The following is a 26,956-nucleotide window of genomic DNA, read 5'->3' as shown; positions in this document are numbered from 1 at the left end:
AAATGAATCACTTGGTCTATCTGAAAGATGAGGGCGTCAACGCCGTCTCCCCCGAATTCGCCCGCCGTTTTGCCACCGTCAAAGCCCACTTTTTCTCACGCAACCCCGACCTCTGGCCGGTCTTTCGCGAGCCCGGCTTTGCCACCCTCAACGAGTTTCGCGCCCGTGGACTGGCGCCGGATGCGCGGCTCAATGCCTGGCCCGATGGCCGCGCCCGTCTGGCGGATCTCTGCGAAACCATGCCGGTGCCGGCCACCATGCGCACGCCGGGGGAGCCCATGGCGGAGCTGCTGTTTGCCGGCGCCCTGTCAAAGGATTGGGAGAACCCCTCCAGCGTCGAGAACGTCATCACCATGTCGGCGGATCCCGCCATCTATGGCGCCCAGATGGGTATTCTGGCCAATCCCAACCTGGTCTACTCCGAATACGCCGGGGTGGCCGAGGAGCTGGAGAAGAAGGTGGTGCGCCAGATAGCGCTGCTGGCGGGTTACGACCCGGCCCGCGCCACCGGCATCTTCACCCAGGGGGGGACGTTTTGTAACCTCTACGGCTACCTGCTCGGCATCCGCAAGAGCCTGCCACAGGCCAAGCACAAGGGGCTAGGCCACTATCAGGATTACCGCATCATCAACTCCCAGGGCGGCCACTACTCCAACATCACCAACCTCTCCCTGCTCGGGGTGGACATCGAGAACAAGACCATCCGCATCCAGGTGGGCGAGAACAACGACATCGATCTCGACCACCTCGAGCGTACCCTGACCGCCTGCTTCGCCCTTCATCACGTGGTGCCCACCATCATGCTCACCATGGGCACCACCGACACCTTCGGGGTGGATAGGGTCAAACCCGTGGTCGAGCTGCGGGATCGCCTCTGCGAGCGGTTCGAGGTGGCGGTCAGGCCCCACATCCACGTCGACGCCGCCATCGGCTGGTCGATGATCTTCTTCCTGGACTACGACTTTGCCGCCAACCCGCTGGCCATCAACGCCGCCACCCTAGCGGGGATCGAGCGCAACGTGAGCCGCTTCGCCGAGCTCAGATATGCCGACTCCTTCACCGTCGACTTCCAGAAGTGGGGCTATGTGCCCTACACCTCCAGCCTGGTGATGATCAAGGAGCAGAGCGATCTCAAGGCGATGGAGAACGACCCGGAGAACTTCTCCTACTTTGAGCGGGACATTCAGGGTCAGACCCACCTGCAGTCCACCATCGAGTGCTCCCGCGGGGCGAGCGGCCTGTTCGGTGCCTATGCGGCCCTCAACTACCTGGGGGTGGAGGGCTATCGCACCGTGCTGGCCCACTGCCTGCAAAACGCCAACTACTTCCGCTTCCGGTTAAGCCAGCTCGGCAACGTCAAGCTGGTGGCCCAGGAGAACCAGGGGCCCAGTGTCGGCTTCAAGATCTACAACCCCGAGTGGGTACAGGACCCCGAGGCGGAGTTCGCCTTCGAGCTGGCCCGCAGCCCGGATGCGGCCTACAAGGCGCGGCTGGCCCGCAACACCGAGTATCACCGCAGCCTGTTCAAGGGACGCGGCAAGGTGGGGCTCTACACCAACTGGGTGGAGGCGGTGGCGCACTCGGAATACGACGCGCGCGGCCGTTACTCCTACATCGCCGGGGAAAAGGCGGTATTCATGAACCCGGCTTGCAGCCGCGAGCAGATCGACGCCTTTATCGACCACATTCGCGGCTGAGGATCGGCCCGGCGCTGACAAGCAGACAACAAAACGGCGGGTTCAACCCGCCGTTTTTTTACTGCCCTTGTGAGTGGTTACTGCTTCTGCAGCTTCGTCACCGTGAGCTTTCCAGCCGGACTTTCGGCGTGGAAGCTCACCGCATCCCCGACCTTGAACCCTTCCATCAGGGCGGGATCGGCCACCTGGAAGACCATGGTCATGGGGGGCATCTTGAGGTTCGCGATGGCCTCGTGCTTGATGCCTACCTTGCCGTTTTGCGTGTCGATACGGCTGATGACCCCCTTGGTCATCACCTTCTCCTCCATGCCATCCATGCCCTCCATCTGGCCCATCTCCCCCATCTGGCTCATGTCGTGCCCTTCGTGGTTCATCATCTCCTCGGCCTGCAGGCCGGTGTGGGTGGCGAGGCCCAATAGCAGGGTCAGCGTCAGCGTCTTGTAGTTCATGATGGTTTCCTTGTTTGTGTTGTCCGGTTGATCAGGGTGCAGTCGGGGTATCCGTCTGCGACGTCGTGTGTTCAAGGGTTTTCAGGGTGCGGCTGCGCCACAGGTAGTAGGCGGCGGGCAGCACCAGCAGGGTCAGCACCAGCGCCGTCACCATGCCGCCGATCATGGGGGCGGCGATTCGCTGCATCACCTCCGAGCCGGTGCCATGGCTCCACATGATGGGCAGAAGGCCGGCGATGATGGTGACCACCGTCATCATCTTGGGGCGCAGGCGCAGGGCGGCGCCGTGAATGACCGCCTGGTGCAGGCCGGCCTTGTCCGGTTTGCCGCTGGCCACCAGATCGTCCCAGGCGTGGTTGAGGTAGACCAGCATCAGCACCCCCGTCTCCACGGCCACCCCGGCCAGGGCGATGAAGCCGACGCCGACGCCCACCGAGAGGTTGAAGTCGAGCAGCCAGACGGCCCAGATCCCCCCGACCACCGCCAGCGGCAGGGTGGTGAGGATGAGCAGCACCTCCTGGAAGCGGTGAAACGCGAGATAGAGCAGCAGCACGATAATGGCGAGGGTCAGGGGCACCACGTAGGTGAGGCGCTCCATGGCCCGCTCCATGTATTCGTACTGACCTGACCAGGTGAGGGCGTAACCCGGTGGCAGCACCAGCTGCTTGTCCACCTCGGCCTTGGCCTCTGCCACAAAGGAGCCGATGTCGCGGCCACGGATGTCCACGTAGACCCAGCCGTTGAGGCGTGCGTTTTCGCTGCGCAGCATGGGCGCCTCGTCGCTGATGTAGACCCGGGCCACGTCCGCCAGGGCGATCCGCTCACCCTTGGGGGTGACCAGGGGCAGCAGTTCGAGGCTGGCCACCGAATCGCGATAGCTCTGGGGATAGCGCAGGTTGATGGGGTAACGTTCGCGCCCCTCAATGGTCTGCCCCACGTCCATGCCGCCCACCGCGGTGGCGAGCACCGCCTGCACGTCGGCGATGTTGAGGCCGTAGCGGGCCGCCTTGAGCCGATCGATATCCACCTTGACGTAGCGACCGCCCGCCACCCGCTCGGCGTAGACGGAGGCAGCGCCTTCCACCTTGCCGACAATTTGCTCGAGTTGCTGGCCAATCTGCTGGACCACCTTGAGGTCGGGGCCGGCGATCTTGATCCCCACCGGGGTCTTGATGCCGGTGGCCAGCATGTCGATACGGGTCTTGATGGGGGGCACCCAGGCGTTGGTGAGGCCGGGGAAGCGGATGAGGGAGTCGAGCTCTTCTTTCAGCTTCTCCGGGGTCATGCCGGGACGCCACTGATCGCGGGGCTTGAGCTGGATGCTGGTCTCCATCATCACCAGATCCGCCGGGTCGGTGGCCGAGTCGGCGCGCCCCGCCTTGCCGAACACGTTCTGTACCTCGGGCACGGTGCGGATGAGTTTGTCGGTCTGCTGCAAAATCTCCCGCGCCTTGCCCACCGAGATGTTGGTCGCCGTGGTGGGCATGTACATGATGTCCCCCTCATCGAGCGGCGGTATGAACTCGGAGCCCAGGTGCTGGAGCGGCCAGAAACCCGCGACCGTGACCACCAGGGCGGCGGCGAGGGTGGTCTTGGGGCGGGCCAGCACGGCATTGAGCAGGGGCACATAGGCCTGGCTCAAGCCACGGTTGAGGGGGTTGGCCTGCTCGGGCAATACCTTGCCGCGGATAAAATAGCCCATGATGACCGGCACCAGCGTGATGGCGAGCGCGGCGGCGGCGGCCATGGCGTAGGTCTTGGTGTAGGCCAGCGGGTGGAACATCCGTCCCTCCTGCGCCTCCAGGGCAAACACCGGCAGGAAGCTCATGGTGATGATGAGCAGGGAGAAGAAAATCGCCGGCCCCACCTCGATGCTCGCCTCCGTGATGATCCGCCAGCGGTTCTTGTCGGTGAGCGCCTCCCGCTCCATGTGCTTGTGGACGTTCTCTATCATCACGATGGCGCCGTCCACCATGGCGCCGATGGCGATGGCGATGCCCCCCAGCGACATGATGTTGGCGTTGATCCCCTGCAGGTGCATCACGATAAAGGCGGTCAAAATCGCGATAGGGAGGGTGATGACCACCACCAGCGACGAGCGCAGGTGGAACAGGAAGGCGAGACACACCAGCACCACCACGGCGAACTCCTCCACCAGCTTGGCGGAGAGGTTGTCGATGGCGCGCTGGATAAGGTCGGATCGATCGTACACGGTGACGATCTCCACCCCGTCGGGCAGGCTGGATTTGAGCTCGGCCAGCCGTGCCTTGACCCCGTCGATGGTGTGCTGGGCATTCTCGCCAAAACGCATGACGATGATGCCGCCCACCACTTCCCCTTCGCCGTTGAGCTCGGCGATACCGCGCCGGCTCTGGGGACCGGTCACCACGTCGGCCACGTCACCCAGCAGCAGGGGGGCGCCCCGCACATTGGTGCCGAGCGGGATCTGCTTCAGATCCTCGACGCTCTTGAGGTAGCCATTCGAACGAACCATGTACTCCGCTTCCGCCATCTCGATGACGGAGGCGCCGGTCTCCTGGTTGCCCTGCTTGATGGCGGTCTCGATGAGGGAGAGCGGAATGCCGTAGGCCCGCAGCTTGTCCGGATCGACCCGCACCTGGTACTGGCGCACCATGCCGCCCACAGTGGCGACTTCGGATACGCCGTTCACCGTCTGCAGCTCGTATTTCAGAAACCAGTTCTGCAGTGACGTGAGCTCGCTGAGATCGTGCTTGCCGCTCTTGTCCACCAGGGCGTACTGGTAGACCCAGCCCACCCCGGTGGCGTCCGGCCCGAGCTGGGGCTGGGCCCCGGCGGGCAGATTGGGGGCCACCTGGCTCAGATACTCCAGCACCCGGGCGCGGGCCCAGTAGAGGTCGGTGTCGTCGTCAAACAGCACATAGACGAAGGAGTCGCCGAAGAAGGAGTAGCCGCGCACCGTGGTGGCCCCCGGCACCGCCAGCATGGCGGTGGTGAGGGGGTAGGTCACCTGATCCTCCACCACCTGGGGCGCCTGGCCCGGGTAGGAGGTCTTGATGATCACCTGGACGTCGGAGAGATCCGGCAGGGCGTCCACCGGGGTCTGCTTGACCGACCAGAGGCCCCAGGCGGTGAGCATGACGGTCAGCAGCAGCACCAGGAAGCGGTTGCCGACGGACCAGCGAATGATGGCAGGGATCATGACTGGGCTCCTCTCATTCGGTGGGCTGGCAGCCGATTGGGTTTGTGCTCAATGCAGCGAAGCATGGCCGGGATCATGATTTATCCCCCATCTGGTGCTGGCTGTGATCCATGCCTTCCATGCCTGGCATCTCGCCCTTGGCCTCTTTCATCGGCTCGTCTGCTGCCGGTTTGTCTTCCACATGGATCTGGATGATGCGGTACTCGTCCCCCTCCTGCTCCACCTGCAGATGCAGGGTCTGATCCGGTTTCAGCTGGCTGATGTCCACGCCGTCGGCCACGGTGAAGTCCATCTCCATGGCGGGCCACTGCCACTCGGGAATGGGCTGGTGAGAGATGCCGAGGGTACGCCCGGCGAGATCGATGTTCTGCACCTGGCCCTGGGTCCACACCTGCATGGGACGCACCGCCGTCATGCGCTGGAAGTCCGAATCGATGGCCGATTCTGAGTCGAGCAGGAACTGGGCCGAGCTGACGATGCTGTCACCGGCTTCGACCCCCTCCTGGATGGCGACCTTGTCACCAAACTGGGGGCCCAGGGTGACGGCCACCGACTTGAAGTTGCCATCTCCCAGCGCCAGCACCAGCCGGTCCTGGCTGCCGGTGCGGATCACCGCTTCGCTCGGCACCACCAGGCGGGGTTCCCCCTTGCCGGTGCCGATGCTCACCTTGGCGAACATGTTGGGTTTCAGGAACTCGTCCGGGTTGTCGAAGCGCAGGCGGACCCGCAGGGTGCGGGTACTGGCATCGAGCGTCGGGTAGAGGTAGTCCACCCGACCCTGCCAGCGGCGGCCCGGGGCATAGTCCAGGGTCATGGTGACCGGATCGCCGACCTTGATCTGGGCGGCCTGGCGCTCGAACACCTCGGCGCTCACCCACACCTGCTTGAGGGTACTGATGTTGAAGAGGGGGGCGGCGGGCTCCACATACTGGCCTTCACGCACCTTGAGCTCGGAGACATAGCCGCTGCTCGGGGCATAGATGCGCACCGTCTCCTGCACCTTGCGGGTGCGCTTGAGGGCCGCTATCTGATCCGCCGGTACCTGCAGGGACTTGAGCTTGCCTTCGGCGGCGCGCAGCAGCAGCGGGTTGGTGGTATTGAGCGCCAGCAGGTACTCGTGCTGGGCGTTCACCAGATCCGGGGCGTAGAGATCGTAGATGAAGCTGCCCCTGGCCACCTGCTGCCCCTCGTTCTTGATGGCGAGGTTGCGGATCCAGCCCGCCATCCGGGAGTTGATGGCTTCGAGGCGCTCCTCGTCATATCCCACATAGCCCACCGTCTCGATCTGCTGGTGGACGGGCAGTTTTTCCACCTTGGCCAGCCGCACCCCCAGGTTCTGCTGGATCTCGGGGCTGATGGTAACGGTGCCCGGCGAGCCGCCCTGTTTCTCTTCATAGACGGGGATGAAGTCCATCCCCATGTTGTCCTTGGCGGGGGCATCGCGCTTGTCGCGGGGATCCATGGGATTGACCCAGTAGAGGGGGGCCTTCTCCTTGGCGGTAGTAGCGCCGCCCATCTTGGTGGCGGCCCAGTAACCGCCGCCAGCCCCGAGGACGAGCATCAGAGTCGACAGGATCAGGGTCTTGTTCATCGCAGGCCTCCGGCACGAGTCGAACGGGAGGCGCGGGCGCCGGCAACGGCGAAAATCTTGGCTGATGACATGGTTACATCTTCTCTTCTATCAGGCCGCCTGACCGGGTTCCTGCATGAGCGTCGTGTCCAGGGGCGGGGCAGAGGCGTTATTCACGCACCTGCGTCACGCAACACTCGAATCACAGCGAACGGGTTGGGCGGCAAACGGAGCACTGCCGACGAGTCGGCCGGTGCACGGCACTTGTTGCAATGGCGAACCATTGCCCAGGCTGGGGTAGAAGAGGTTTCTAATGGCGCAGCACAGAGAGCATCAGATGCCGTCTGGGCCAGGAGGGGGGATGGGTACCGCGCAGGCGCAGGAAGGGATCCCTCAGCCAGTTGTCGAGCAGGGAGCCGACATGCCACGAAGAGGGGAGCAGCAGCAGGGGGATCAGCAGCAGTGACAACAGCATGCCGAGCAGGGGCGGGGCATTGGCCGCACCGGAGAAGCTGGCCTGCATCTGGCATTCCTCCCCAGACGGGGCACTCTGGCTCATGGTGCCCGAATGGCAGGAGAGGGGAATTGTGTCGGCCTGGCCATGGTTCATGGCGGCGTGCTGCACAGGCGGGCTCTCGTGCAGCGCATGAGACAAGGGGGAGGATGCCGGAAGGGCATCCTGGGTCTCACCCGGGAGGGCGGTGGCCGCGCCATGCCAGCTGATGCACAGGGTCAGATTGCAGACGAGCACCAGCGCCAGCAATAGCCGGGCGATGAACGTGGTGGGCAATCTCGATGAGAGCATGGGTGGCTTCCCTGTGACGGATGGGCCGAATCTAAACCTTGCCGAAAGGAGAAGGTCAAGGCCTGGCAAGCGCCGTCTGCCTGGGAATTGACATGGATTAAGAAAGGGCGGGGCAGTGAACAGAAAAAGCCCCCGCATGGGCGGGGGCAGGGTCTTTTGGCGAGGGCTAGCCTAGCGTGGGGATCAGGCGAAGCAGGTCCAGATGGGGGCGTGATCCGAGGGCTTGTCGATGCCGCGCAGCTCGTAGTCGATGCCGGTCTCGGTCACTTTGTCCTTGAGGGCGTCGGAGGCCATGATGAGGTCGATGCGCAGGCCCCGGTTCTCGTCAAAGCCCCTGGAGCGGTAGTCGAACCAGGAGAAGCGCTCGCACTCGGTGGGGTTGGCGGCGCGGAAGGTGTCGGTCAACCCGAAGCCTTTCAGGCGCTCCATCCATTCACGCTCGATGGGCAGGAAGGAGCACTTGCCATCCCGCAGCCAGCGCTTGCGGTTCGCCTCGCCGATGCCGATGTCGAGATCCGTGGGGGAGATGTTCATATCCCCGATCAGCGCTATCTGGTCGTCCGGGGTGTGGTGGGTCTCGAGGTAGTGCTGCAGGTCTTCATAGAACTTCTGCTTGGCCGGGAACTTGGTCTCGTGATCCTGGCTCTCCCCCTGGGGGAAGTAGCCGTTCATCACCTTGATGACGGAGCCGTCTTCCCGCTTGAAGCTGGCCATGATCATGCGGCGCTGGGCATCTTCCGGATCGGTGGGGAAACCCTTTTGCACCTCGATGGGAGCCTGCTTGCTCATGATGGCGACCCCGTAATGCCCCTTCTGGCCGTGGAAGACCACGTGGTAGCCCATGGCCTCCACATCCGCGACCGGGAAGGCTTCGTCGTGCACCTTGATCTCCTGCAGGCCGATCACGTCCGGCTGGTGCTTGTCGATAAGGGCTTGCAACTGATGAAGACGGGCGCGCAGGCCATTGATATTGAAAGAGATGATCTTCATGTTCGGGGTGCTCATGTCGTTTTTGTTCGTCGCTTATTGGACTAGGAATCCGCGATGGATGCAAGTTCGGGGGCTGTGACTGGCGCAGCGGCTCGGTAATCTGTTCACGATCTGTCGCGAGAGTCTGTCAGCAAGGTGACGCGCAGCAGAGGAGCCTGAGTGCATATGTATACATGGAAGCGCCTGGCGACACATAAGCGAGCAGCACATGAGCCTTGGAAGCGGCTTCCCAGCAAGATCGTGGACAGGTTTCTAGCGGGTCATCTTCTTGACAAACACCACCACGAACAGTGCCAGCGTGAAGCTGCCGGTAAAGGCTTCGAAGGCGGCGAAGATCCGCGACAACCCCACCGGGGTGAAGTCCCCATACCCCAGCGTGGTGAAGGTCACCACGCTGTAGTAGAGGCACTCCATCAGGAAGATGGCGTTCTGCTCCAGAGGAGCGTCCGGGCGATAGATGAGGTGGGTGCCCGCGAAGTTGAGGCCGCAGAAGAAGTAAAAAATGCTGCAGATGACGATGAGCAGCAGGGAGAAGAGCACCACCCGCATGGGGGCCTCGCCGTAACCGCAGAAGAGATCCACTATCCAGGAGGCGAAGCGGCGGTAGGACCAGAACGGCATCTGCAGGCGGCGCATGGTGAGCTCCTGCTGGATGTAGCGACCGGACATGGTGAAGATGCCCTGGGCCTCCGAGGCCTTGCGCAGATCCCGGTAGGTTTCCTCCGCCTCCTTGAACCAGACGCGGGCCTGCGCCGGGTCCCACTCGCGGCGCCCCTTTCTGTCCTGCATCAGCCGCTTGCCAGTCTCCAGGTTGTCGAGGCGGGTGTTCTTCCAGCGGATGCCGAGCAGGTTGACGTCGTCGAGGGTAGCGCAGTGGAGGTTCGCTTCGCTCAGATCGGCCTTCATCAGGCTGCCGCCCTTGATGCGAATGCCGTAGAGATGGGCCCCCCGCAGGTTGGCGCGATAGAGGTTGCACTGCTCCAGCAAGAATCCCTCCGGACCCTGCCTGTTCACCAGGTTGAGATCCGCCAGCTCGGCGCGGGCCAGTTGCAGGCCGTGGCACAGGCCCCCCTGGCGCACATAGCGCTCCAGCGCCTGGGCGGTATCAGGGGTGTTGTGGGCCGCAGCGGGGTCGTGCCAGCGGCAGAGATCATGATCCCCTGCCTCTTCGGTGCAGTGGCGGCCATCGGCCACCAGGTATCGGCACATTGCCATGGTGTTGCCCCTTCCTTCCCTGAGTCAGTATCAGCATAGGTGAGGGGAGGAGGGGGGATATCAGCTGTGCTGATGATATTCCTGGCGCAGCTTGCGAAAACGTTCCTGCTGGGCGGGGTTGAGGGGGATGCCCTCCAGCACCTCCAGGGTCTCCTTGCACTCGGTGCCAAACTCCGGGCTCTTGCGGTTCTTCTGCATGAGTTGCAGCAGCACCTGGATCTTGTTGAGGGCGGCGCCGGTATTGGCGGGCGCCCGGCGCAGGGCCTCGCGAAAGTGGCCGAGGGCCTGCTCCAGCTCCCCGGCCTGATAGGCCTTGATGCCCAGATCGTTGAGCTGCTGATAGCGCTGGCGCCGCTCCTGCACCGTCTTGTCATCCCGGGTCACCTGGATGCAGGTGGTGAGCAGCCGATCCTCATCCTCCGCCAGCAGGGATTGCAGGCTCTCGGCGTACTCGAACTCCCCGAGCTGATAGAGGGCGAGTATGGTCTCGCCAAGGAGGGCCGGAGGCATGGTGGCGGGCTCGTCCAGCCAGTTCTGGTTGGCGCGATAGAGCATCTTCTTGCCCTTTAGCAGCTCCCCCAGGGCGATGCGCACCCGGGCCTGGCAGATCTGCTCGAACACCGGGTAGTTGAACTCCGACATCATCAGGGAGTCGCGGATGCGCGACAGGGCGGAGTTCACCTGCTTTTGCAGGTTGGCGATGTGGTAGCCGTCGTTGCTGTTGAGGGCATAGAGGGTAAGGGTCTGGATATAGGCCCCGAGATAATGCGGCGTGCGGTGGATCGAGTTGCGCGACAAATCGATGAGGGCGAGCAGCACGTCCTTGGCCTGGGCGTAGTCGTGCCGTTGCAGGCACACTTCCGCCAGACGGCGGGAGAGCTGCACCGATTGGGGAGAGATGTCCACCGCCCGGCGCAGCTCCTGCTGGGCCTGCTCGTCATTGCCCAGCGCCAGCAGGGACTCCGCGAGCCAGAGGTAAGCCTCCACCATCAGGGGGGTGTGTTTCAGGGTGGCTTGCAGGTGGCTTACCGCCTCCTCGTGCAGACCCAGGGTATGGCACGCCTTGCCCAGGGTGAGGCGAGCCCAGCTGTTCTCCTGCCCCGCCAGCAGCTGGCGCATCAGGCTGCGGGCCTCCTTGGCCTGGCCCAGCTTGAGCTGGGTGTCGGCCTGCAGGCAGCGGCAGAAGTTGGCAAAGCGTGGCACCGCGTCCGCCTGTTTGGCACAGGCCTCCACCAGGGCGGGCAGATCGTCCCGGGTGAGGGCGCTGAAGACGCTCTCCAGTGCCTGGCGACGGGCGAGGGCGCGTTTGAGGCGAAACGAGAACTGCTCCTGGGAGAAGGGCTTCATCAGGTATTCGTCGGGCTCGGCTTCCAGCGCGCTCAGCACCATGGCGCGGGAGCCGTCGCTGCTGACCATGATCACCACGCTTTGGGGCGGAATGAGTTGCTGATCCCGCAGGCTTTCCAGCAACTGGCGGCCGTTCTCGCCCGCCCCCAGCTCATAGTCGAGCAGATAGATGTCGAAGCTCTCTTTCTGGCAGCGGCGGCGCGCCTCGTCGGCGGAGTTGGTGTAGGTGATGCGGTTGATGCCGATGTTGATCAGCATCGCCTTCATCATCATCTGGAAGGAACGCTGTTCGTTGACCAGCAGGATGCGCTTGGGCTTGGGCTGGGGTTTTTTCTCGGGTACGGAGTCCGGTGTCTGCATCTGTCTGGCATCAAGGCGCTACGGGCTGGTGGGAGAAGTGTGCCACCAAAGTCCGCAGGCAGGCAATTGCACATGGGGAGGCCTCCCGGTTTTTCCCGCAGACCTTGGGTGAAAAAAAGGGTGTCTTGCCTTTGATCCCGGTCAAGGGAAGGCGAGTTGGCACTGGCAGGCGCTGTCCCGGTTTTTAGACTTGAAGAGCGTCAGCATGCGGGAGGCAACAGAGGGCAGGGTGCCCGTCTGCTCCCTTGCCCGCTCACAAGGAGGGATCAGATGAGTTTGCTACCGAGTCGCACCAGCCTGTTTGATGACCTGTTCCACGACATGGCCTCCGGCTTCTACATCCGCCCCCTGCACGGGGACCCGTTGCCCAGCCAGATCAAGCTGGATCTGCGGGAGAGCGGGGATGACTACCTGCTGCAGGCGGAATTGCCCGGGGTGGCGAAGGAGGACATCCACGTGGACGTGCACGGCAAGCTGGTGACCCTGAAGGCGGAGATCCGCCAGTTTGACAGCCAGAACAAGGATGAACGGGCCCTGCGCAGCGAGCGCTATTATGGCAGCGTGTCGCGCAGCGTCGAGCTGCCGGTGGAGGTGTCGCCAGAGCAGGTGAGCGCCCGCTTTGACAACGGCATCCTCACCCTGCGCCTGCCCAAGCAGGCGGCCAGCCCCGCGCCCCACCGCATCCCCATCGAATAGGCGGTCAGTGAACGAGGCCCCGCACTGCGGGGCCTCGTCATTCAGGGCTGCTTGCGCACCAGATAGGGGGCAAACTCGGGGGTGTGGCTGGCGGCAAAGCCCGTGGCGGTCTTCTCGATGAGATAGACCGCCAGCTTGTGCTCCCTGGCAAAGGCCATCGCCCGCTCGGGGCCCATCACCATGAGGGCGGTGTCGAGGGCATCGGCCTCCAGGGCCGTGGGGGTGATGACGGTGGCGGAGACCAGCTTGTGGGTCACGGGCTCGCCGGTGGCGGGATCGATGATGTGGGAGTAGCGCTTGCCGTCGAGCTCGTAATAGTTGCGATAGCTGCCAGCGGTGCTCACCGCCATGCCGTTCGGGGTCACCACATCCTCGATGGCGCCCGGTCTGTCCGAGGGCTCGACGATGGCCACCCGCCAGGGATTGCCCTTGTCGTTGTGCCCCTTGCTGCGCACCGCCCCCGCCACCTCGATGAGGTAGTTGTGGACCCCTTTTTGCTCCAGCAGCCCGGCTATCTCGTCGGAGGCCGCACCCTCGCCCAGGGTGGAGAGATCCAGATAGAGATCTGGGATGGCCTTGCCGAGCAGGAAGTGATCCCCCTCGGGGGTCAGGGTGAGCTTGTCGATGCCGACCCGCTCCCGCGCCTTGGCGATCTGCTCTGCGCCGGGCCGCCTGACCGGGCGCTTGTCCGGCCCGAATCCCCACAGATTGACCAGGGGGCCCACGGTGACATCGAGAACCCCCCGGGTGAGGTGCCCGGCGTCAATCCCCTGTTGCACAATCTTCGCCATGGTGGCCGGTATGACCTGGGGGGGCTGCCCCGTTCCCTGATTGAAGCGGGAGATGATGGAGCCCGGATCATAGGTGGAGATCTCCTTGTTCAGGCGTGCCAGCAGCGCCTCCACCTCCTGTTGCAGTGCCCCCTGTCCGCCGGGGAAGGGGTCGCTCAGGGTCACCGCATAATAGGTGCCCATGGTATTGCCCTGGATGCGGGTCTGGGTCGGGGCCGGCTGGCAGGCGCCAAGCAGCAGGATCAGGGAGAGCAGCAGGGTGCGCGCCAGCGCAGGCGCAAAGGGGAACTTCATCTCTCATTCTCGCGGGAGTCATCGACGGGGGAGCAGCTTAGCCAACGGCTGCGGTGTTGGCGAGTGGCCGTGGGCGGGAAGGCCGCAAATAATTAAGCGGGACGGGGATGTGAGCAACCCGCTTTGGGCCCGGGGTCGGGAGAAAAGAAGTGACCGGGCCCTCAGGCTGGCCCAAAAGCGGTCGTCCTTCGGTGACATTTGAATATAATGAAGATCGATCCTGACAGCATCTTTGCGGGTCGCGCCCACGGGGGCGAGATGCCTGTGCTGTCATCCTTCGTCAATCAAAGGAGAAAATGATGAAAAAGGTGTTAACCCTGCTGCTTCTTGGCTCCCTCGCCACCCCGGTCCTGGCCGACGAGTGCGCACTGGTGATCGAAGGCAATGACGCCATGCAGTTCAACCAGACGGCGATGAGCGTGCCGGCCACCTGCAAGGAGGTGACGGTGACCCTCAATCACACGGGCAAACTGCCGGTGGCCAACATGGGCCATAACTGGGTGCTGGCCAACACCGCCGACTATCAGGCCATCGCCACCGCCGGCATGAGCGCCGGGGTCGATCACGACTACCTGCCCAAGGATGACCCCAGGATCCTGGCCCACACCAAGCTGGTGGGGGGCGGCGAGAGCACCAGCGTTACCTTCAAGACCGACGGCCTGGCGGGCAAGGATCTCACCTTCTTCTGCTCCTTCCCGGGCCACTTCGCCCTGATGAAGGGCAGCTTCAAGGTGGGGTAGTGCCAAGGGTCGTGTCGCCGCCAGTACAAGCAAAAGCCGGGAGGGTCCCGGCTTTTTTGTCTTCGCTTGCGCTGCGTCGCGGTGCTTTCATGATCTGGCCTGGGGTGGCAAGGAGATGACCGGCGTAGAATAGGCCGCAAATGGGCCAGTGGCCCGCCTACGCCCCTTCGGAAAAGAGAGCATGAACGCAGTGAAATGGATGCTTGGCTGTTGCCTTATGCTGTTGTGCGCCATGGCGCTGGCCGCCGAGCCCCCGGTGAAGAAGAGCCGGAGCGGCATCTGCCACCCCAAGGGCGGCACCTACTACAGCCGCACCAAGCACTATACCCCCTATGACACCATGCAGGCCTGCCTCGACAGCGGGGGCCGTGCCCCCGGCGTTAAACGGCGGCCTGCTTGGGCTGCAGGGTAAAGAAGGCGAGGGTGGTCTTCTTGCCGCACTCGAAGCGGATGCTCTCCTCCCCCTGCACCACCAGGGTCTCGCCCGGTGCGACCTGTTGCCCCTGCACGGTGAGCTGGCCCTCCAGCAGGTGGCAGAGGTAGCACTTGTCCGCCTCCAGGGTGAGGCTGAGGGGGAAGGGCAGGTTCAGCACCCGCACGTTGGCGCTGATGCGCGCCGGGTGGTAGATGAGCCCGAGATCCGTCACCTCTTTTTTCAGCAGATCGCAGCGGGTCTCGTCATCCCCGCTGAAGTGGGCCGCCTCGAAGGTGGCGTAGGGGTGGCCGTTGAGCACGAAACCGGCACCGCTGACGGGCAGCAGGATGCGCTGGTAGCCGGGAAAGCGGGAGAAACTCCCCGCTTCCTTGATGGGGGCCGAGCTCAGCCGATAGTCAAAGTCGAGCTTGTCCAGGGTCGAACCAGGGGGGGAGATCAGGATCTGGGCCGTGGTGCCCTGCCTGTTCTTCCAGGGCATTTTCAACTGGTCGGACTCTTTAATCAGGGTGATCACGATGGCGCCTCGGCGGGAAGGGGAGAGTGGGGCCAGTGATACCATCTCCGGGAGTGGCTCACAAGGCGCCGCCAGCGCAGGCCGCGCTGGTTGACCACAAATCAGGCAGCGGCCCCCCTGACGCTGACCCTAATCGGTCGACTCAAGCCCTTTTTCTATCTTGTCCAGCAGTTGCTGCAACTGCGCTATCTCCGCCGGCGTCAGCAAAGAACACAGCCGTTCGTCGAGCCGTGCAGCCTCCTGCTCCCCCTGGCTGACCCGCTCGCAGGCCAGCGGGGTCAAGGCCAGACAGATGCTGCGTCTGTCAGTGGGATGGGGCCGCTTCTCGATGAGCCCCTGTTTCTCCATTTCCTGCAGCAGGCGCGTCACCTGCGCCTTGTCGCGGCCCGACCGCTGCGCGATGAGCTGCGGCGTGGCGGGATCCAGTGCATGGATCAGTTGCAGCACCTTGTAATGGAGGGGGCTAAGGGCGACCTGCTGTGCCCGGAAATGCTGCGTCATGGCGATTTTGTACTGATCGAGGATCCGGAAGAGGCGGTTTGACAACTTCATGGTTGATAAAGTCAACTTAAAGGGGTTTAATTGATTTTATCAACCATATGGGCAAAAGCCCAGCCCGAGAGGAGATGAAAGATGCCACACACCTATCGTGTACAGGTCCAGGCGCTGGACCGCGAGGTGCCCCCGTTGCAGTTCGACTGCCAGAATCACGACGACATCTTTGCCATCCTAGCGCTCAGCAAGGGGAAGCTGGCCATGTCGGAGCAGGAACATCAGGCGTTTATCGTCGGGTTGAAGCTGTTTGGCGAAGTCATGATGCAGCATCGCAAAGAGGAGCTGTTCAAGGGGTTTCTCCCCCATTTCAAGCAATTCATGGGGCAACTGAAACGCACCGCCAGGGGAGAGGAGGCCGTGGTCGCCCCTTCCGAGTGACCCTGCCCTGACCCCAAGGGCGAGTGCTCCCGCCAGCATGCCTGATGCAAAGGAAACCCCGAGGTTGTGATCCCGGTGCTGTCAAAGCGGCGACGGCCCGCTACACTGGCTGCTCGTTTCACGGAGGACCCATGACCCACAAGATCATTCTGGATACCGATCCCGGCATCGACGATGCCATGGCCATTCTGTTTGCCGAGGCGCACCCTGCCATCGAATTGCTCGCCATCACCACGGTGTTTGGCAATGCCACCATCGAAAACGGCACCCGCAACGCCCTCTGGCTCAAGCAAAAATATGGCATGAAGGCAGATGTAGCCCAGGGCGCCGCCGCGCCGCTGCTGCGCGAGCCCGTGGGCCCGACGACGGTGGTGCACGGCCCGAGCGGGTTTGGCGACGTCCAGGCGGGGGAGGTGACCCTCATCCCGGATCCCCGCCCGGCCTGGCAATACATCGTCGAGACGGTGAAGGCCCATCCCGGCGAGATCACGCTAGTGACCATCGGGCCCCTCACCAACCTGGCGCTGGCGCTCGAGGCGGCCCCCGAGGTAGCCGCCCTGGTGAAAGAAGTGGTCGTGATGGGCGGCGCCTTTGGCGTCAACGGCCATCGCGGCAACGTGACCCCCTATGCCGAGGCCAATATCCACGACGATCCCGATGCGGCAGACCGGGTCTTCACCGCCCCCTGGCCCCTGGTGATCATCGGGCTCGACGTCACCCAGCAGAGCATCTTCACCGCCGACTATCTGGATGCCCTGCGGGACGATGCGGGGGAGCCGGGCCGCTTCCTGTGGGATGTCAGCCGCTTCTACCTGCGCTTCTATTCCGAGCGCATCGGCATGGCGGGGTGCCATGTGCACGATCCCTCCGCCATCGCCTATGTGATCGATCCTGCGCTGTTCACCCTGCGCAAGGGGCCGGTTCGGGTCATCACCGAGGGGCCCGCGATCGGCCATACCCTGCAAAAGTTTGACGACACCCGCCATCCCCATGACGAGTGGGCCGACTGCCCGGCCCAGCAGGTCGGGGTCGCGGTGCGGGATCAGGCCTTGCTCGCCCTCTATCGGGATACCCTGGTGGCCTGGGGCAAGGGGCGCCGATAAGGCCCGGCAGTGAGTGAAAGCGTGATGGCGGCCGGGTCATGGTGAGGCGCCCCCGGTTATACTGGCGAACATCGGGTTGACGGGAGGAAGACGCAATGGCCTGGTTGTCTCTGTTGGTGGCGATAGCCCTGATCGGGTGGTTGATGACGCTGGGGCGCGGCGCCCTGTTCGAGGTCCGGCTCGCGCCGGGCAAGGTGGTGGTGAAGCGGGGCTCGGTGCCGCCGCGCTTTGTGACCCAGGCGACCCAGATCCTGCACCATGAGCCGGTGCGCGGGCGCATCCTGGGCCTGCGGGACGGCAACGGGGTGAGGCTGGTCTTCTCCCGCTCCATCCCCGAGCCCGTGGCCCAGCGCCTGCGCAACATCTTCCCCTACGGGGATTACCGGGGGCTCCCCCCAAGCCCTGACGGGCGAAAATCACGCTGAGCGGTCGCCGTGGCGACCCTCATTTCCAGACGCCGGGCCCTGTGCCCGGCGTCTGCGTTTTCAGGGTTTCGCCAGGAGGCCCTGTTGCGGTCAGCGCGGCCCTTGCAAGGGCCTGATCGCCTCGACCAGAAAGTCGATGAAGGCGCGAGTCTGGGGTTTGAGGAAGCGGCCGCCACGAAACACCGCGTGGATCTCGTCCTGGCGATCTTCGTAGGGGGAGGCGAGCCACTCTGGCAGCAGCGGCAGCAGGGTGCCCTCGTCGATGCTTTGCTGCACCATCCAGCTCGACAGCAGCAGCACGCCGCACCCCGCGAGGGCGGCGCAGAGCAGGGGCGTGCCCCCGACCGAGGCAAGGTTGCCCTGCACCGCCACCTTCTCGCGCTCCGTGCCCTGCTGGAAGTACCAGTGCTGGCGCTGACGCCCATGGCCGCGAATGAGGCAGTTGTGGTGGGCCAGCTCGGCGGGATGGGCGGGTTCGCCATGGCGGGCCAGATAGGCGGGGGAGGCGACCAGCAGCGAGCGGTTGGTGAGCAGATGGCGAGTGTGCAGGCTGCTGTCGGCGGGTTTGCCGATGCGCACCGCCACGTCCACGTTCTCGGCATCGAGATCCACCATGCGGTTGTCCAGCGCAACCTCCAGGCGCACCCCGGGGTAGCGGGCGAGGAAGTCGGGCAGGCGGGGAGAGAGCCAGGACGCGCCGAAGCTCTCGAACACCGAGACCCGCAGCGGCCCCTCTGGCGCCACCGAGAGGGGTTGCAGGGATTGCACCAGCTGATCCGCCTCCTCCAGCAGGGGCAGGGAGCGGGCGAGAAAATAGGCGCCCTGCTCGGTCAGCACCAGTTGGCGGGTGCTGCGCTTGAAGAGCGGGATCCCGAGCTGCTGCTCCAGGGCGTCGATGGCACGGGTCACGGAGGAGGGGGCCTGGTTGAGGGCGCGGGCGGCACGGGAGAAACTGCCCGATTCCACCACCTGGGCCAGGATGCGGATGCGATCCAGCATGGATTCACCTTTGCGATAAACGCAAAACTGTTGCAGGTTATGACGATATTCTAATCAACAATGAAAAAGTGAACAATCGGCTCACCGCCCCATCCGGGGTCCATCACAGGAGTCTCGCCATGTCACACCGTATCCAGCTCGCCAACCAGGTGCCCGCCGCCGTCTCGGCCATGATGGGCCTTGAGTCCTACCTCGGGGGCACCGACATTCCCCTGTCGCTCAAGGAGCTCATCAAGTTGCGCGCCTCCATGATCAACGGCTGCGCCTACTGCATCGAGATGCACGCCGACGTGGCGATGAAGCACGGGGAGAGCGCCCAGCGTCTGCTGGCGCTGGCCGCCTGGCAGGAGTCGCCGCTGTTCGACGCCCGGGAGCGGGCGGTGCTGGCCCTGACCGACGAGGTGACCCTGATCGCCGACAAGGGGCTCACGGCGCAGACCTATGGGGCGGCGCTGGCCCAACTGGGGGAAACCCTGCTGGCCCAGTGTCTGGTGCAGGTGGTTACCATCAACGCCTGGAACCGGATCGCCGTGGCGACCCGGATGGAACATGATCACTCCTGACTCCGAGGGAGGGAGAGAAAACGATTGTCAACGGGCCCGCACAAGGGCCCGTTTTGTTACGAAGTGTGCCTTCTGACGCCAGGGGTTGCGACCGTTGTCGGGGGATGGGAAGTTAATCATACATTCGTTTGATTAATTATTTTTTTAATTTTCCCCGAAAAATACCCATCCAGATCAAGGTGTGGAAAAATGACCTGTGAGTCGAAAAGGGGCTGTATGGCTCTTTTTTGATCGCAATGGCGGGTTAAAAACAGACCAGATGGATCTTTTTGGTTAATTGGTGGTCACTTTTGGTGGCGCGAGAGATTAACGGAAGATGAATTGCCGCGGTGTAACTTGAATAAATTGGTCATTGTCAAGGGATTAACATCTGATACTGCTTTCCATCACCTTTTGAACATTTTTGGGATTAATTTTTCATGTTGTTCACATGCCGGTCTGATGCAATAAAATGCTGCATTTTTTTATACCAATAAGCCTTCAAAAGATGAGGACATTGCATGAGACTCTTTGATGTGAAGAGGGGCTTGGGCGCTTTGCTGCTGCTCGCGACCGCCAGCTTGCTGAGTGGCTGCGACATGGCACTGATGAGCCCCAAGGGGCAGGTCGGTATGGAGCAGAAGTCACTGATACTCACAGCACTCGGCTTGATGCTGATCGTGGTGGTGCCCGTGATTGTCATGGCGGTGGCGTTCGCCTACAAATACCGAGCGTCCAACACCAGTGCCACCTATGCGCCGGACTGGGCCCACTCCAACAAGATTGAGGCAGTCGTCTGGACTGTACCCGTCATCATCATCGTCATCCTGGCGGTGATCACCTGGAAAACTTCCCACTCCCTCGACCCCTACAAGCCGCTGGAATCGGACGTCAAACCGGTTCAGGTGGATGTCATTTCCCTGGACTGGAAGTGGTTGTTCGTCTATCCGGAGCTGGGCATTGCATCGGTCAACGAACTGGCCTTCCCGGTCAACACCCCGGTCAACTTCCGGGTGACCTCCGACACCGTGATGAACTCCTTCTTCATCCCGCAACTGGGCGGCCAGATCTACGCCATGGCCGGCATGCAGACCAAGCTGCACCTGATTGCCAACGAGGCGGGCGAGTACAAGGGCATCTCCGGCGGTTACAGCGGTGCCGGTTTCTCCGGCATGAAGTTCAAGGCCATCGCGACCCAGGACCAAGCCGGTTTCGACGCCTGGGTAGCCAAGGTGAAGGCCTCTTCCAAGGCCCTGAGCACCATGGATGAGTTCAATGCCCTGGCCAAGAAGAGCGAAAACCACCCGGTGGAGTACTTCGCCAGCGCCGATCCCAAGCTGTTCGTCAACATCATCAACAAGTTCATGGGCGGCATGTCCCATGGTGGTCACGCCACCCCGGCTGCGGGCTCTGCGGATCACGAGGGCATGAACCACGAGGCCATGAACCATGACGCCGCCCCGAAAGCGGGTGCCATGGACCACGAAGGGATGAACCATGAGGCCTCGCAAGAGGACGCCATGGAGAACCAGGCCATGAACCATGACGCCCATGCCGGACACATGGCCATGTCGGCCGACAAGAGTGTGAAAGCAGGATCCGAGGAATAATCGATGTTTGGAAAATTGACACTCGAGGCTATTCCGTACCATGAACCCATCATCATGGTCACGATAGCCGGTATCATTCTGGGGGGCCTGGCCATCGCCGGTCTCATCACTTACTACGGCAAGTGGCAATATCTGTGGAAAGAGTGGCTGACCTCGGTCGACCACAAACGCCTCGGTATCATGTATCTCATTCTGGGCATGGTCATGCTGCTGCGTGGCTTTGCCGACGCCGTGCTGATGCGTGGCCAGCAGGTCATCGCCTCCGGGGGTGGCGAAGGCTACCTGAACGCCCATCACTACGACCAGATTTTCACCGCCCACGGCGTCATCATGATCTTCTTCGTGGCCATGCCGCTGGTGATCGGTCTGATGAACATCGTGGTGCCGCTGCAAATCGGTGCCCGTGACGTGGCCTTCCCCTTCCTGAACAACCTGAGCTTCTGGTTCACCGCCGCGGCCGTGGTGCTGATCAACGTCTCCCTCGGGGTCGGTGAATTCGCCCAGACCGGCTGGCTGGCCTATCCGCCCTTGTCGGGGCTGGAGTTCAGTCCCGGGGTCGGGGTCGATTACTGGATATGGAGTCTGCAGATTTCGGGTCTGGGGACCCTGCTGACCGGCGTGAACTTCTTCGCCACCATCATCCGCATGCGTGCCCCTGGCATGACCATGATGCGCCTGCCGGTCTTCACCTGGACCGCCCTGTGTGCCAACATTCTGATCATCGCCTCCTTCCCGATCCTGACCGTCACCATCGCCCTGCTCACCGCAGACCGCTACCTGGGTACCCATTTCTTTACCAATGACATGGGTGGCAACATGATGATGTACATCAACCTGATCTGGGCCTGGGGTCACCCCGAGGTGTACATCCTGGTGCTGCCGGTGTTCGGGATCTTCTCCGAAGTGGTGGCGACCTTCTGCAAGAAGAAGCTGTTCGGTTACACCTCCCTGGTGTGGGCAACCGTGGCGATCACCGTGCTGTCGTTCATCGTCTGGCTGCACCACTTCTTCACCATGGGGTCCGGCGCCAACGTGAATGCCTTCTTCGGCATCACCACCATGATCATCTCCATCCCGACCGGGGTGAAGATCTTCAACTGGCTGTTCACCATGTACCGCGGTCGCATCGAGTTCACCTCGCCCATGCTGTGGACCGTCGGCTTCATCATCACCTTCACCGTGGGTGGCATGACCGGGGTACTGCTCTCCGTGCCGGCCGCCAACTTCGTGCTGCACAACAGCCTGTTCCTCATCGCCCACTTCCACAACGTCATCATCGGCGGCGTGGTGTTCGGCTGCTTCGCCGGTATCACCTACTGGTTCCCGAAAGCGTTCGGCTTCAAGCTGGATGACGTCTGGGGCAAGCGTGCCTTCTGGTGCTGGATCACCGGCTTCTTCGTGGCCTTCATGCCGCTCTACGTGCTGGGCTTCATGGGCATGACCCGTCGTGTCAGCCAGAACATCGATCCCGAGTTCCACGGCTGGCTGGTGGTCGCCGCCTGCGGCGCCGGTCTGATTGCCCTGGGCGTGCTGTGCCAGGTCATCCAGATCGTGGTCAGCATCCGCGACCGCGAGAAGAACCGCGACCTGACCGGCGATCCCTGGGGTGGCCGTACCCTGGAGTGGGCGACGTCCTCTCCGCCGCCGTTCTACAACTTCGCCATCGAGCCGAAGGTCACCGGTCTGGACGCCTTCTGGGAAGCCAAGGCTGACGGCAGCGCTTACAAGAAGCCTGCCCAGTATGCCCCCATCCACATGCCGAAGAACTCCGGTGCCGGTGTCATCATCGCCGCCTTCAGCGTGGTGTTCGGCTTTGCCATGATCTGGCACATCTGGTGGATGGCCATCGCCGGCTTCATCGGCATGATCGCCACCTGGATCATCCACAGCTTCAACGACGATGTGGACTACTACGTACAGGTTGACGAGATCGAGCGCATCGAAGGTCAGCATTTCGACAACATCAACAAGGTGGCTTAATTCCATGGCGACTGACGTACTACATCACTCTCACGGTGCCCATGAGGATGGGCACCACGATGCCGGTGCCACCAAGGTATTCGGTTTCTGGATCTACCTGATGAGTGACTGCATCCTGTTCGCGACCCTGTTCGCGACCTATGCGGTCCTGGTCAACGGCACTGCCGGCGGCCCCACCGGCAAGGACATCTTCGAACTGCCGTTCGTGTTCGCCGAAACCATGCTGCTGCTGCTGAGCTCCATCACCTTCGGGTTCGGCATGCTGGCCATGAACAAGAACAAGGTCGCGGCGGTCAACACCTGGCTGTTCGTCACCTTCCTGCTGGGTGCCGGCTTCATCGCGATGGAAATCTACGAGTTCCATCACCTGATCGTGCACGAGGCGGGCCCGGATCGCAGCGGCTTCCTCTCTGCCTTCTTCACCCTGGTGGGGACCCACGGTATCCACGTGACCAGCGGCCTTGTCTGGATCATCGTGATGATGGTGTCGATCACCAAGAAGGGGCTGACCGAGCGCAACCGCACTCGCCTGATGTGCCTGAGCCTGTTCTGGCACTTCCTCGACGTGGTATGGATCTGCGTCTTCACCGTGGTCTATCTGATGGGGGTCATGTAAATGAGTCATTCCGTTGACAATCACGGCGCCAGCCACGGCAGCGTCAAGTCCTACATGATCGGCTTCGTGCTGTCACTCATCCTGACCGCCGTGCCGTTCTGGATGGTGATGGACGGCTCCGCCTCCCACGCCGTGGTGCTCGGCACCGTGGTGGCCATGGCGGTGGTGCAGATCTTCGTACACCTGGTCTACTTCCTGCACATGAACACCTCCTCCGAGGAGCGCTGGAACCTGGTGGCACTGGTCTTTACCGTGCTCATCATCGCCATCGTGGTCGTGGGTTCCCTGTGGATCATGTACAACCTCAACATCAACATGATGGTTCACTGAGCGGGTTGATGATGATGAAGCAATACCTGCAAGTGACCAAGCCGGGCATCATCTTCGGCAACCTCATCTCGGTTATCGGGGGATTCCTGCTGGCCTCGAAGGGGAGCCTGGATGTGCCCCTGTTCATCCTGACCATGGTGGGGGTGTCACTGGTGGTGGCCTCCGGTTGCGTGTTCAACAACTACATCGACCGGGACATCGACTGCATCATGGAGCGCACCAAGAACCGCGCCCTGGTGCGGGGGCTCATCGCCCCCGGTGTCTCCCTCTGGTATGCGACGGCGCTGGGCGTTGCGGGCATTGCACTGCTCTACTTTGCGGCCAATCCGTTGGCCGCCTTGCTGGCTGTGCTGGGCTTCCTGGTTTATGTGGGGGTCTACAGCCTCTACATGAAGCGCCACTCGGTCTATGGCACCCTGGTCGGCAGCCTCTCCGGCGCCGCGCCGCCGGTCATCGGCTACTGCGCGGTGAGCGGGCAGTTCGACTCGGGGGCCCTGATCCTGCTTGCGATCTTCAGCCTGTGGCAGATGCCGCACTCCTATGCGATCGCCATCTTCCGCTTCAAGGACTACCAGGCCGCCAACATCCCGGTGCTGCCGGTGGTGAAGGGGATCCCGGTGGCCAAGCTCCACATCACCCTCTACATCCTGGCGTTCATGGTGCCGACCCTGATGCTGTTCCTCGGCGGCTACGCCGGGTACAAGTATCTGGTGGTGGCCACCGCGGTGAGCGTCTGGTGGCTGGGGATGGCGCTGTCTGGCTACAAGGCGGCGGTGGACGACTCCCTCTGGGCGCGCAAGCTGTTCATGTTCTCCATCGTCACCATTACTTGCCTGAGCGTGATGATGTCGGTGGACTTCCAGCCGGACGCAGCGCCGGTGCTGGTGAGCATGCTGCCCTGACGCTGGAGCTGACATGTTCTCCATCGTCGTCATCATCTTCACTTGCCTGAGCGTGATGATGTCGGTGGACTTCCAGCCGGACGCAGCGCCTGTATTGGTGAGCATGCTGCCCTGATAGTGTGAACTGCACCCCTGAAATGCATGAAATCCAGAGCCGGGAATCTTCCCGGCTCTGCTATTATGGGCGCCGCCCTGCGAGGGGCATCGCCGATTTTTCGGGGGCGGCCGGGCGCCTGTCACCCCTTTCTTTTCCTCTTCTTTTTGACTCATCGAGGCCCTCATGAATGATTTCACCATGACGAGGGGCGAGCGACGCGCGACCTGGGCGCTCGGCTCCGTCTTCTCGCTGCGCATGCTCGGCATGTTTATGGTGCTGCCGGTGCTGACCACCTACGGCATGTCCCTGGCGGGCGCCTCCGAGGCGCTCATCGGGCTTGCCATCGGCATCTACGGCATGACCCAGGCCCTGTTCCAGATCCCCTTCGGCCTGCTCTCCGACAAGGTGGGGCGCAAGCCCCTCATCGTCGGCGGCCTGCTGATGTTTGCCCTTGGCAGCGTCATCGCCGCCCTGAGCGACGCCATCTGGGGGGTCATCGTCGGGCGCGCCCTGCAAGGGTGCGGCGCCATCTCCGCCGCCGTCATGGCGCTCCTGTCGGATCTCACCCGGGAGCAGAATCGCACCAAGGCCATGGCCTTCATCGGGGTGAGCTTTGGCATCACCTTCGCCATCGCCATGGTGACCGGCCCCCTCATCACCCATGCCCTGGGCTTGTCCGGCCTCTTCTGGCTCATCGCCCTGCTGGCCCTGGCCGCCATCGCCATGGTGCTCTGGGTGGTGCCGACCCCGGCGGCCCACCTGCAAAATCGCGAGTCCGCCATGGTGCGAGGCAGCTTTCGTACCGTGCTCACCAACCCTCGCCTGCTCAAACTCAACCTCGGCATCCTCTGCGTCCACACCCTGCTGATGTCGAGCTTCGTGGCCCTGCCGCCCCTGCTGGAGCGTGCGGGCCTGCCCCGTGACAGCCAGTGGCAGGCCTATCTGGTCACCATGCTGATCGCCTTCGTGAGCGTGGTGCCCTTCATCATCTATGCCGAGAAGCACCGCCAGATGAAGCGGGTCTTCATCGGGTGCGTGGTGGTGATGCTGGCCGCCGAGCTGGTGCTCTGGCAGAGCGGCCAACAGCTGTGGGGTCTGCTCGCCGGGTTGCAGCTCTTCTTCATCGGCTTCAACGTGATGGAGGCGCTGCTGCCGTCTCTTATCAGCAAGGAGTCCCCGCCGGGCTACAAGGGCACAGCCATGGGGGTCTACTCCACCAGTCAGTTCCTCGGGGTCGCCATCGGCGGCAGTCTCGGCGGCCTGCTCTACAGCCTGGGGGGCGGCCCCCTGGTGTTTGGCGGTTGCGCCGCCCTGGCCCTCGCCTGGCTCGGGGTGAGCCTCACCATGGCCGAGCCCCCCTATGTGAGCAGCCTGCGCATCGTGCTGCCGGAAGGGGTCGAGGCCACCCCGGCCCTGGAGCAGCGGATCCGCGCCTGCGAGGGGGTAAGCGACGTGCTGCTGGTGCGCGAGGAGCACTCCCTCTACGTGAAGGTGGACAGCAAGCGCCTGACCCGCAGCGATCTGGAGCGGTTGGTCTCTTTGTGATGGCTGGCTGCGCGGGGCGGCGCAGAGCGCGGGCTGATGGGCGGCTGCTATGCTGAGATCCTCACTCACAGGAGGAACCTCTGATGTCATACGTGGACGGATTCGTGCTCGCCGTGCCGACGGCCAACAAGCAGGCCCTGATCGATCATGCGGGGCAGTTTGACCCCATCTTCCTCGAATACGGCGCCACCCGGGTGCTGGAGTGCTGGGGGGACGACGTGCCCCACGGCAAGCAGACCGACTTCTACCGGGCGGTGGCGGCCAGGGAGGATGAAACCGTGGTCTTCTCCTGGGTGGAGTGGCCGAGCAAGGCGGTGCGGGACGACGCCATGGGCAAGATGATGCAGGACCCCAGGATGGACCCCGCCAATCCCCTGCACCAGACCATGCCGTTTGACGGCGCCCGCATGATCTTCGGGGGCTTCACCACCGTGCTGGAGCTCAAGGGCTGAGACCTGCCATCGGGGCTTCACCCTGGTGGCCGGAGCGCAAGGGCCGATAGCAACACCCAGGCCCGTCAGATGATGAAAAAGCCCGCCAGCCGGCGCAATGCTGTTCACTTAAGCGGAGCCGCATTGCGATTTACCGGAAAACGGGTCTTTGATATCTTCACTGCCCTGGGTCTCGATGGCCTGGGGCGTTTTTCTATGAACATGACGCCTATGCAGCCCCGCAACTCCGCCAACCTCCGTGTCGTATGGGCTGGCGATAACGCGCCCGCCATCACTGCCATCTGGTTCGCGATGAAATGACAGGCAAACTTAAAGCTCACCTCATTGGGCGCTCGCT

The 26,956-nt window shown here is 63.0% G+C and carries 25 protein-coding genes and 3 pseudogenes; 16 read left to right on the top strand and 12 right to left on the bottom strand.

The features are described from left to right. Positions 1-2 precede the first annotated feature (2 nt). Positions 3-1,697: a pyridoxal-dependent decarboxylase gene (locus tag AB5Y50_RS12640; RefSeq protein WP_053288283.1), complete on the top strand. Its 1,695-nt coding sequence runs from the start codon at positions 3-5 to the stop codon at positions 1,695-1,697. Positions 1,698-1,774: 77 nt separating this feature from the next. Here the strand turns inward: AB5Y50_RS12640 and AB5Y50_RS12635 are convergent, their stop codons facing one another. The 7 genes from AB5Y50_RS12635 to AB5Y50_RS12605 all read right to left on the bottom strand — a co-directional run bounded on the left by AB5Y50_RS12635 (position 1,775) and on the right by AB5Y50_RS12605 (position 11,614). After that, a complete protein-coding gene (locus tag AB5Y50_RS12635; protein WP_043759198.1) occupies positions 1,775-2,146 on the bottom strand; it encodes a copper-binding protein in 372 nt (123 codons plus the stop codon). 31 nt (positions 2,147-2,177) lie between these two features. Beyond that, on the bottom strand, positions 2,178-5,327 hold the full coding sequence (locus AB5Y50_RS12630; RefSeq protein ID WP_052815048.1) for an efflux RND transporter permease subunit: 3,150 nt from the start codon (positions 5,325-5,327) through the stop codon (positions 2,178-2,180). Between the two features lie 73 nt (positions 5,328-5,400). Beyond that, entirely contained in the window at positions 5,401-6,918 is a 1,518-nt protein-coding gene (locus AB5Y50_RS12625; protein WP_052815049.1) for an efflux RND transporter periplasmic adaptor subunit, read from the bottom strand. A gap of 289 nt (positions 6,919-7,207) precedes the next feature. Then, positions 7,208-7,702, bottom strand: coding sequence for a hypothetical protein (locus AB5Y50_RS12620; RefSeq protein ID WP_323579974.1), 495 nt, complete (start codon positions 7,700-7,702; stop codon positions 7,208-7,210). 183 nt (positions 7,703-7,885) lie between these two features. Continuing rightward, positions 7,886-8,692: an exodeoxyribonuclease III gene (gene xthA / locus AB5Y50_RS12615; protein WP_010673667.1), complete on the bottom strand. Its 807-nt coding sequence runs from the start codon at positions 8,690-8,692 to the stop codon at positions 7,886-7,888. A 252-nt stretch (positions 8,693-8,944) separates the two neighbouring features. Next, positions 8,945-9,907: an ion channel gene (locus AB5Y50_RS12610; RefSeq protein WP_323579973.1), complete on the bottom strand. Its 963-nt coding sequence runs from the start codon at positions 9,905-9,907 to the stop codon at positions 8,945-8,947. A gap of 60 nt (positions 9,908-9,967) precedes the next feature. Beyond that, positions 9,968-11,614, bottom strand: coding sequence for a response regulator (locus AB5Y50_RS12605; protein ID WP_180911109.1), 1,647 nt, complete (start codon positions 11,612-11,614; stop codon positions 9,968-9,970). Positions 11,615-11,884: 270 nt separating this feature from the next. On the opposite strand from AB5Y50_RS12605, the gene AB5Y50_RS12600 reads away from it, so the two are divergent. Further along, positions 11,885-12,310 carry an Hsp20/alpha crystallin family protein gene (locus tag AB5Y50_RS12600; RefSeq protein WP_039039212.1) on the top strand — a complete coding sequence of 142 codons (426 nt, stop codon included), beginning with the start codon at positions 11,885-11,887 and terminating at the stop codon, positions 12,308-12,310. Positions 12,311-12,351: 41 nt separating this feature from the next. Here the strand turns inward: AB5Y50_RS12600 and AB5Y50_RS12595 are convergent, their stop codons facing one another. After that, positions 12,352-13,395: an FAD:protein FMN transferase gene (locus AB5Y50_RS12595; protein ID WP_244072907.1), complete on the bottom strand. Its 1,044-nt coding sequence runs from the start codon at positions 13,393-13,395 to the stop codon at positions 12,352-12,354. A 299-nt stretch (positions 13,396-13,694) separates the two neighbouring features. Here AB5Y50_RS12595 and azu point away from each other — a divergent pair, with 299 nt between their 5' ends. Together azu and AB5Y50_RS12585 are read left to right on the top strand one after the other, a co-directional pair. Next, complete coding sequence (gene azu, locus AB5Y50_RS12590) at positions 13,695-14,135, top strand: azurin (protein ID WP_043155526.1); 441 nt, start codon at positions 13,695-13,697, stop codon at positions 14,133-14,135. Positions 14,136-14,316: 181 nt separating this feature from the next. Next, entirely contained in the window at positions 14,317-14,547 is a 231-nt protein-coding gene (locus AB5Y50_RS12585; protein ID WP_368162931.1) for a hypothetical protein, read from the top strand. On the opposite strand, the gene AB5Y50_RS12580 is transcribed toward AB5Y50_RS12585, so the two are convergent. Then, the gene (locus AB5Y50_RS12580; RefSeq protein ID WP_203764659.1) at positions 14,516-15,085 is read right to left on the bottom strand and encodes a HutD family protein; all 570 of its coding nucleotides are present in this window, start codon (positions 15,083-15,085) and stop codon (positions 14,516-14,518) included. The two genes, AB5Y50_RS12585 and AB5Y50_RS12580, sit on opposite strands and share 32 nt — an antisense overlap. 129 nt (positions 15,086-15,214) lie before the next feature. Beyond that, on the bottom strand, positions 15,215-15,637 hold the full coding sequence (locus AB5Y50_RS12575; RefSeq protein WP_081844084.1) for a MarR family winged helix-turn-helix transcriptional regulator: 423 nt from the start codon (positions 15,635-15,637) through the stop codon (positions 15,215-15,217). Positions 15,638-15,718: 81 nt separating this feature from the next. On the opposite strand from AB5Y50_RS12575, the gene AB5Y50_RS12570 reads away from it, so the two are divergent. From AB5Y50_RS12570 to AB5Y50_RS12560, 3 genes are all read left to right on the top strand, one after another. Beyond that, positions 15,719-16,018, top strand: a complete 300-nt coding sequence (locus AB5Y50_RS12570; protein ID WP_042014216.1) for a DUF3861 domain-containing protein — start codon at positions 15,719-15,721, stop codon at positions 16,016-16,018. Positions 16,019-16,149: 131 nt separating this feature from the next. Beyond that, the gene (locus AB5Y50_RS12565; protein ID WP_244072906.1) at positions 16,150-17,121 is read left to right on the top strand and encodes a nucleoside hydrolase; all 972 of its coding nucleotides are present in this window, start codon (positions 16,150-16,152) and stop codon (positions 17,119-17,121) included. A 95-nt stretch (positions 17,122-17,216) separates the two neighbouring features. Beyond that, the gene (locus AB5Y50_RS12560) at positions 17,217-17,546 is read left to right on the top strand and encodes a DUF3634 family protein (protein ID WP_010673678.1); all 330 of its coding nucleotides are present in this window, start codon (positions 17,217-17,219) and stop codon (positions 17,544-17,546) included. Positions 17,547-17,636: 90 nt separating this feature from the next. On the opposite strand, the gene AB5Y50_RS12555 is transcribed toward AB5Y50_RS12560, so the two are convergent. Beyond that, positions 17,637-18,545 carry a LysR family transcriptional regulator gene (locus tag AB5Y50_RS12555; RefSeq protein ID WP_039039206.1) on the bottom strand — a complete coding sequence of 303 codons (909 nt, stop codon included), beginning with the start codon at positions 18,543-18,545 and terminating at the stop codon, positions 17,637-17,639. 119 nt (positions 18,546-18,664) lie between these two features. On the opposite strand from AB5Y50_RS12555, the gene AB5Y50_RS12550 reads away from it, so the two are divergent. From AB5Y50_RS12550 to AB5Y50_RS12510, 9 genes and pseudogenes are all read left to right on the top strand, one after another. After that, the gene (locus AB5Y50_RS12550; RefSeq protein ID WP_210556245.1) at positions 18,665-19,108 is read left to right on the top strand and encodes a carboxymuconolactone decarboxylase family protein; all 444 of its coding nucleotides are present in this window, start codon (positions 18,665-18,667) and stop codon (positions 19,106-19,108) included. Between the two features lie 500 nt (positions 19,109-19,608). Further along, complete coding sequence (gene cyoA, locus AB5Y50_RS12545) at positions 19,609-20,697, top strand: cytochrome o ubiquinol oxidase subunit II (RefSeq protein WP_080767819.1); 1,089 nt, start codon at positions 19,609-19,611, stop codon at positions 20,695-20,697. A 3-nt stretch (positions 20,698-20,700) separates the two neighbouring features. Continuing rightward, complete coding sequence (gene cyoB / locus AB5Y50_RS12540; protein ID WP_041211612.1) at positions 20,701-22,677, top strand: cytochrome o ubiquinol oxidase subunit I; 1,977 nt, start codon at positions 20,701-20,703, stop codon at positions 22,675-22,677. Next, positions 22,646-23,293, top strand: a pseudogene (locus AB5Y50_RS12535) (cytochrome o ubiquinol oxidase subunit III); the annotation flags it as partial. The gene cyoB and the pseudogene AB5Y50_RS12535, both read left to right, overlap by 32 nt. Beyond that, positions 23,294-23,623, top strand: coding sequence for a cytochrome o ubiquinol oxidase subunit IV (locus AB5Y50_RS12530; RefSeq protein ID WP_010673684.1), 330 nt, complete (start codon positions 23,294-23,296; stop codon positions 23,621-23,623). 8 nt (positions 23,624-23,631) lie between these two features. After that, on the top strand, positions 23,632-24,525 hold the full coding sequence (cyoE, locus tag AB5Y50_RS12525; RefSeq protein WP_010673685.1) for a heme o synthase: 894 nt from the start codon (positions 23,632-23,634) through the stop codon (positions 24,523-24,525). Positions 24,526-24,538: 13 nt separating this feature from the next. Then, positions 24,539-24,640: pseudogene (locus tag AB5Y50_RS12520) on the top strand (protoheme IX farnesyltransferase); the annotation flags it as partial. A gap of 165 nt (positions 24,641-24,805) precedes the next feature. Further along, positions 24,806-26,167: an MFS transporter gene (locus tag AB5Y50_RS12515; RefSeq protein WP_275058658.1), complete on the top strand. Its 1,362-nt coding sequence runs from the start codon at positions 24,806-24,808 to the stop codon at positions 26,165-26,167. A gap of 83 nt (positions 26,168-26,250) precedes the next feature. After that, on the top strand, positions 26,251-26,619 hold the full coding sequence (locus AB5Y50_RS12510; protein WP_010673687.1) for a DUF1428 domain-containing protein: 369 nt from the start codon (positions 26,251-26,253) through the stop codon (positions 26,617-26,619). Positions 26,620-26,723: 104 nt separating this feature from the next. On the opposite strand, the pseudogene AB5Y50_RS12505 reads toward AB5Y50_RS12510, so the two are convergent. Next, positions 26,724-26,956 (bottom strand): annotated as a pseudogene (locus AB5Y50_RS12505) (IS4 family transposase); the annotation flags it as partial.

Origin of the sequence: Aeromonas sp. s6, assembly GCF_040907815.1 — a bacterium.
GTDB classification, from domain to species: Bacteria; Pseudomonadota; Gammaproteobacteria; order Enterobacterales; family Aeromonadaceae; genus Aeromonas; species Aeromonas caviae.
The sequence above is the reverse complement of the archived record's forward strand: the minus strand, read 5'-3'. Positions and strand labels throughout refer to the sequence as shown.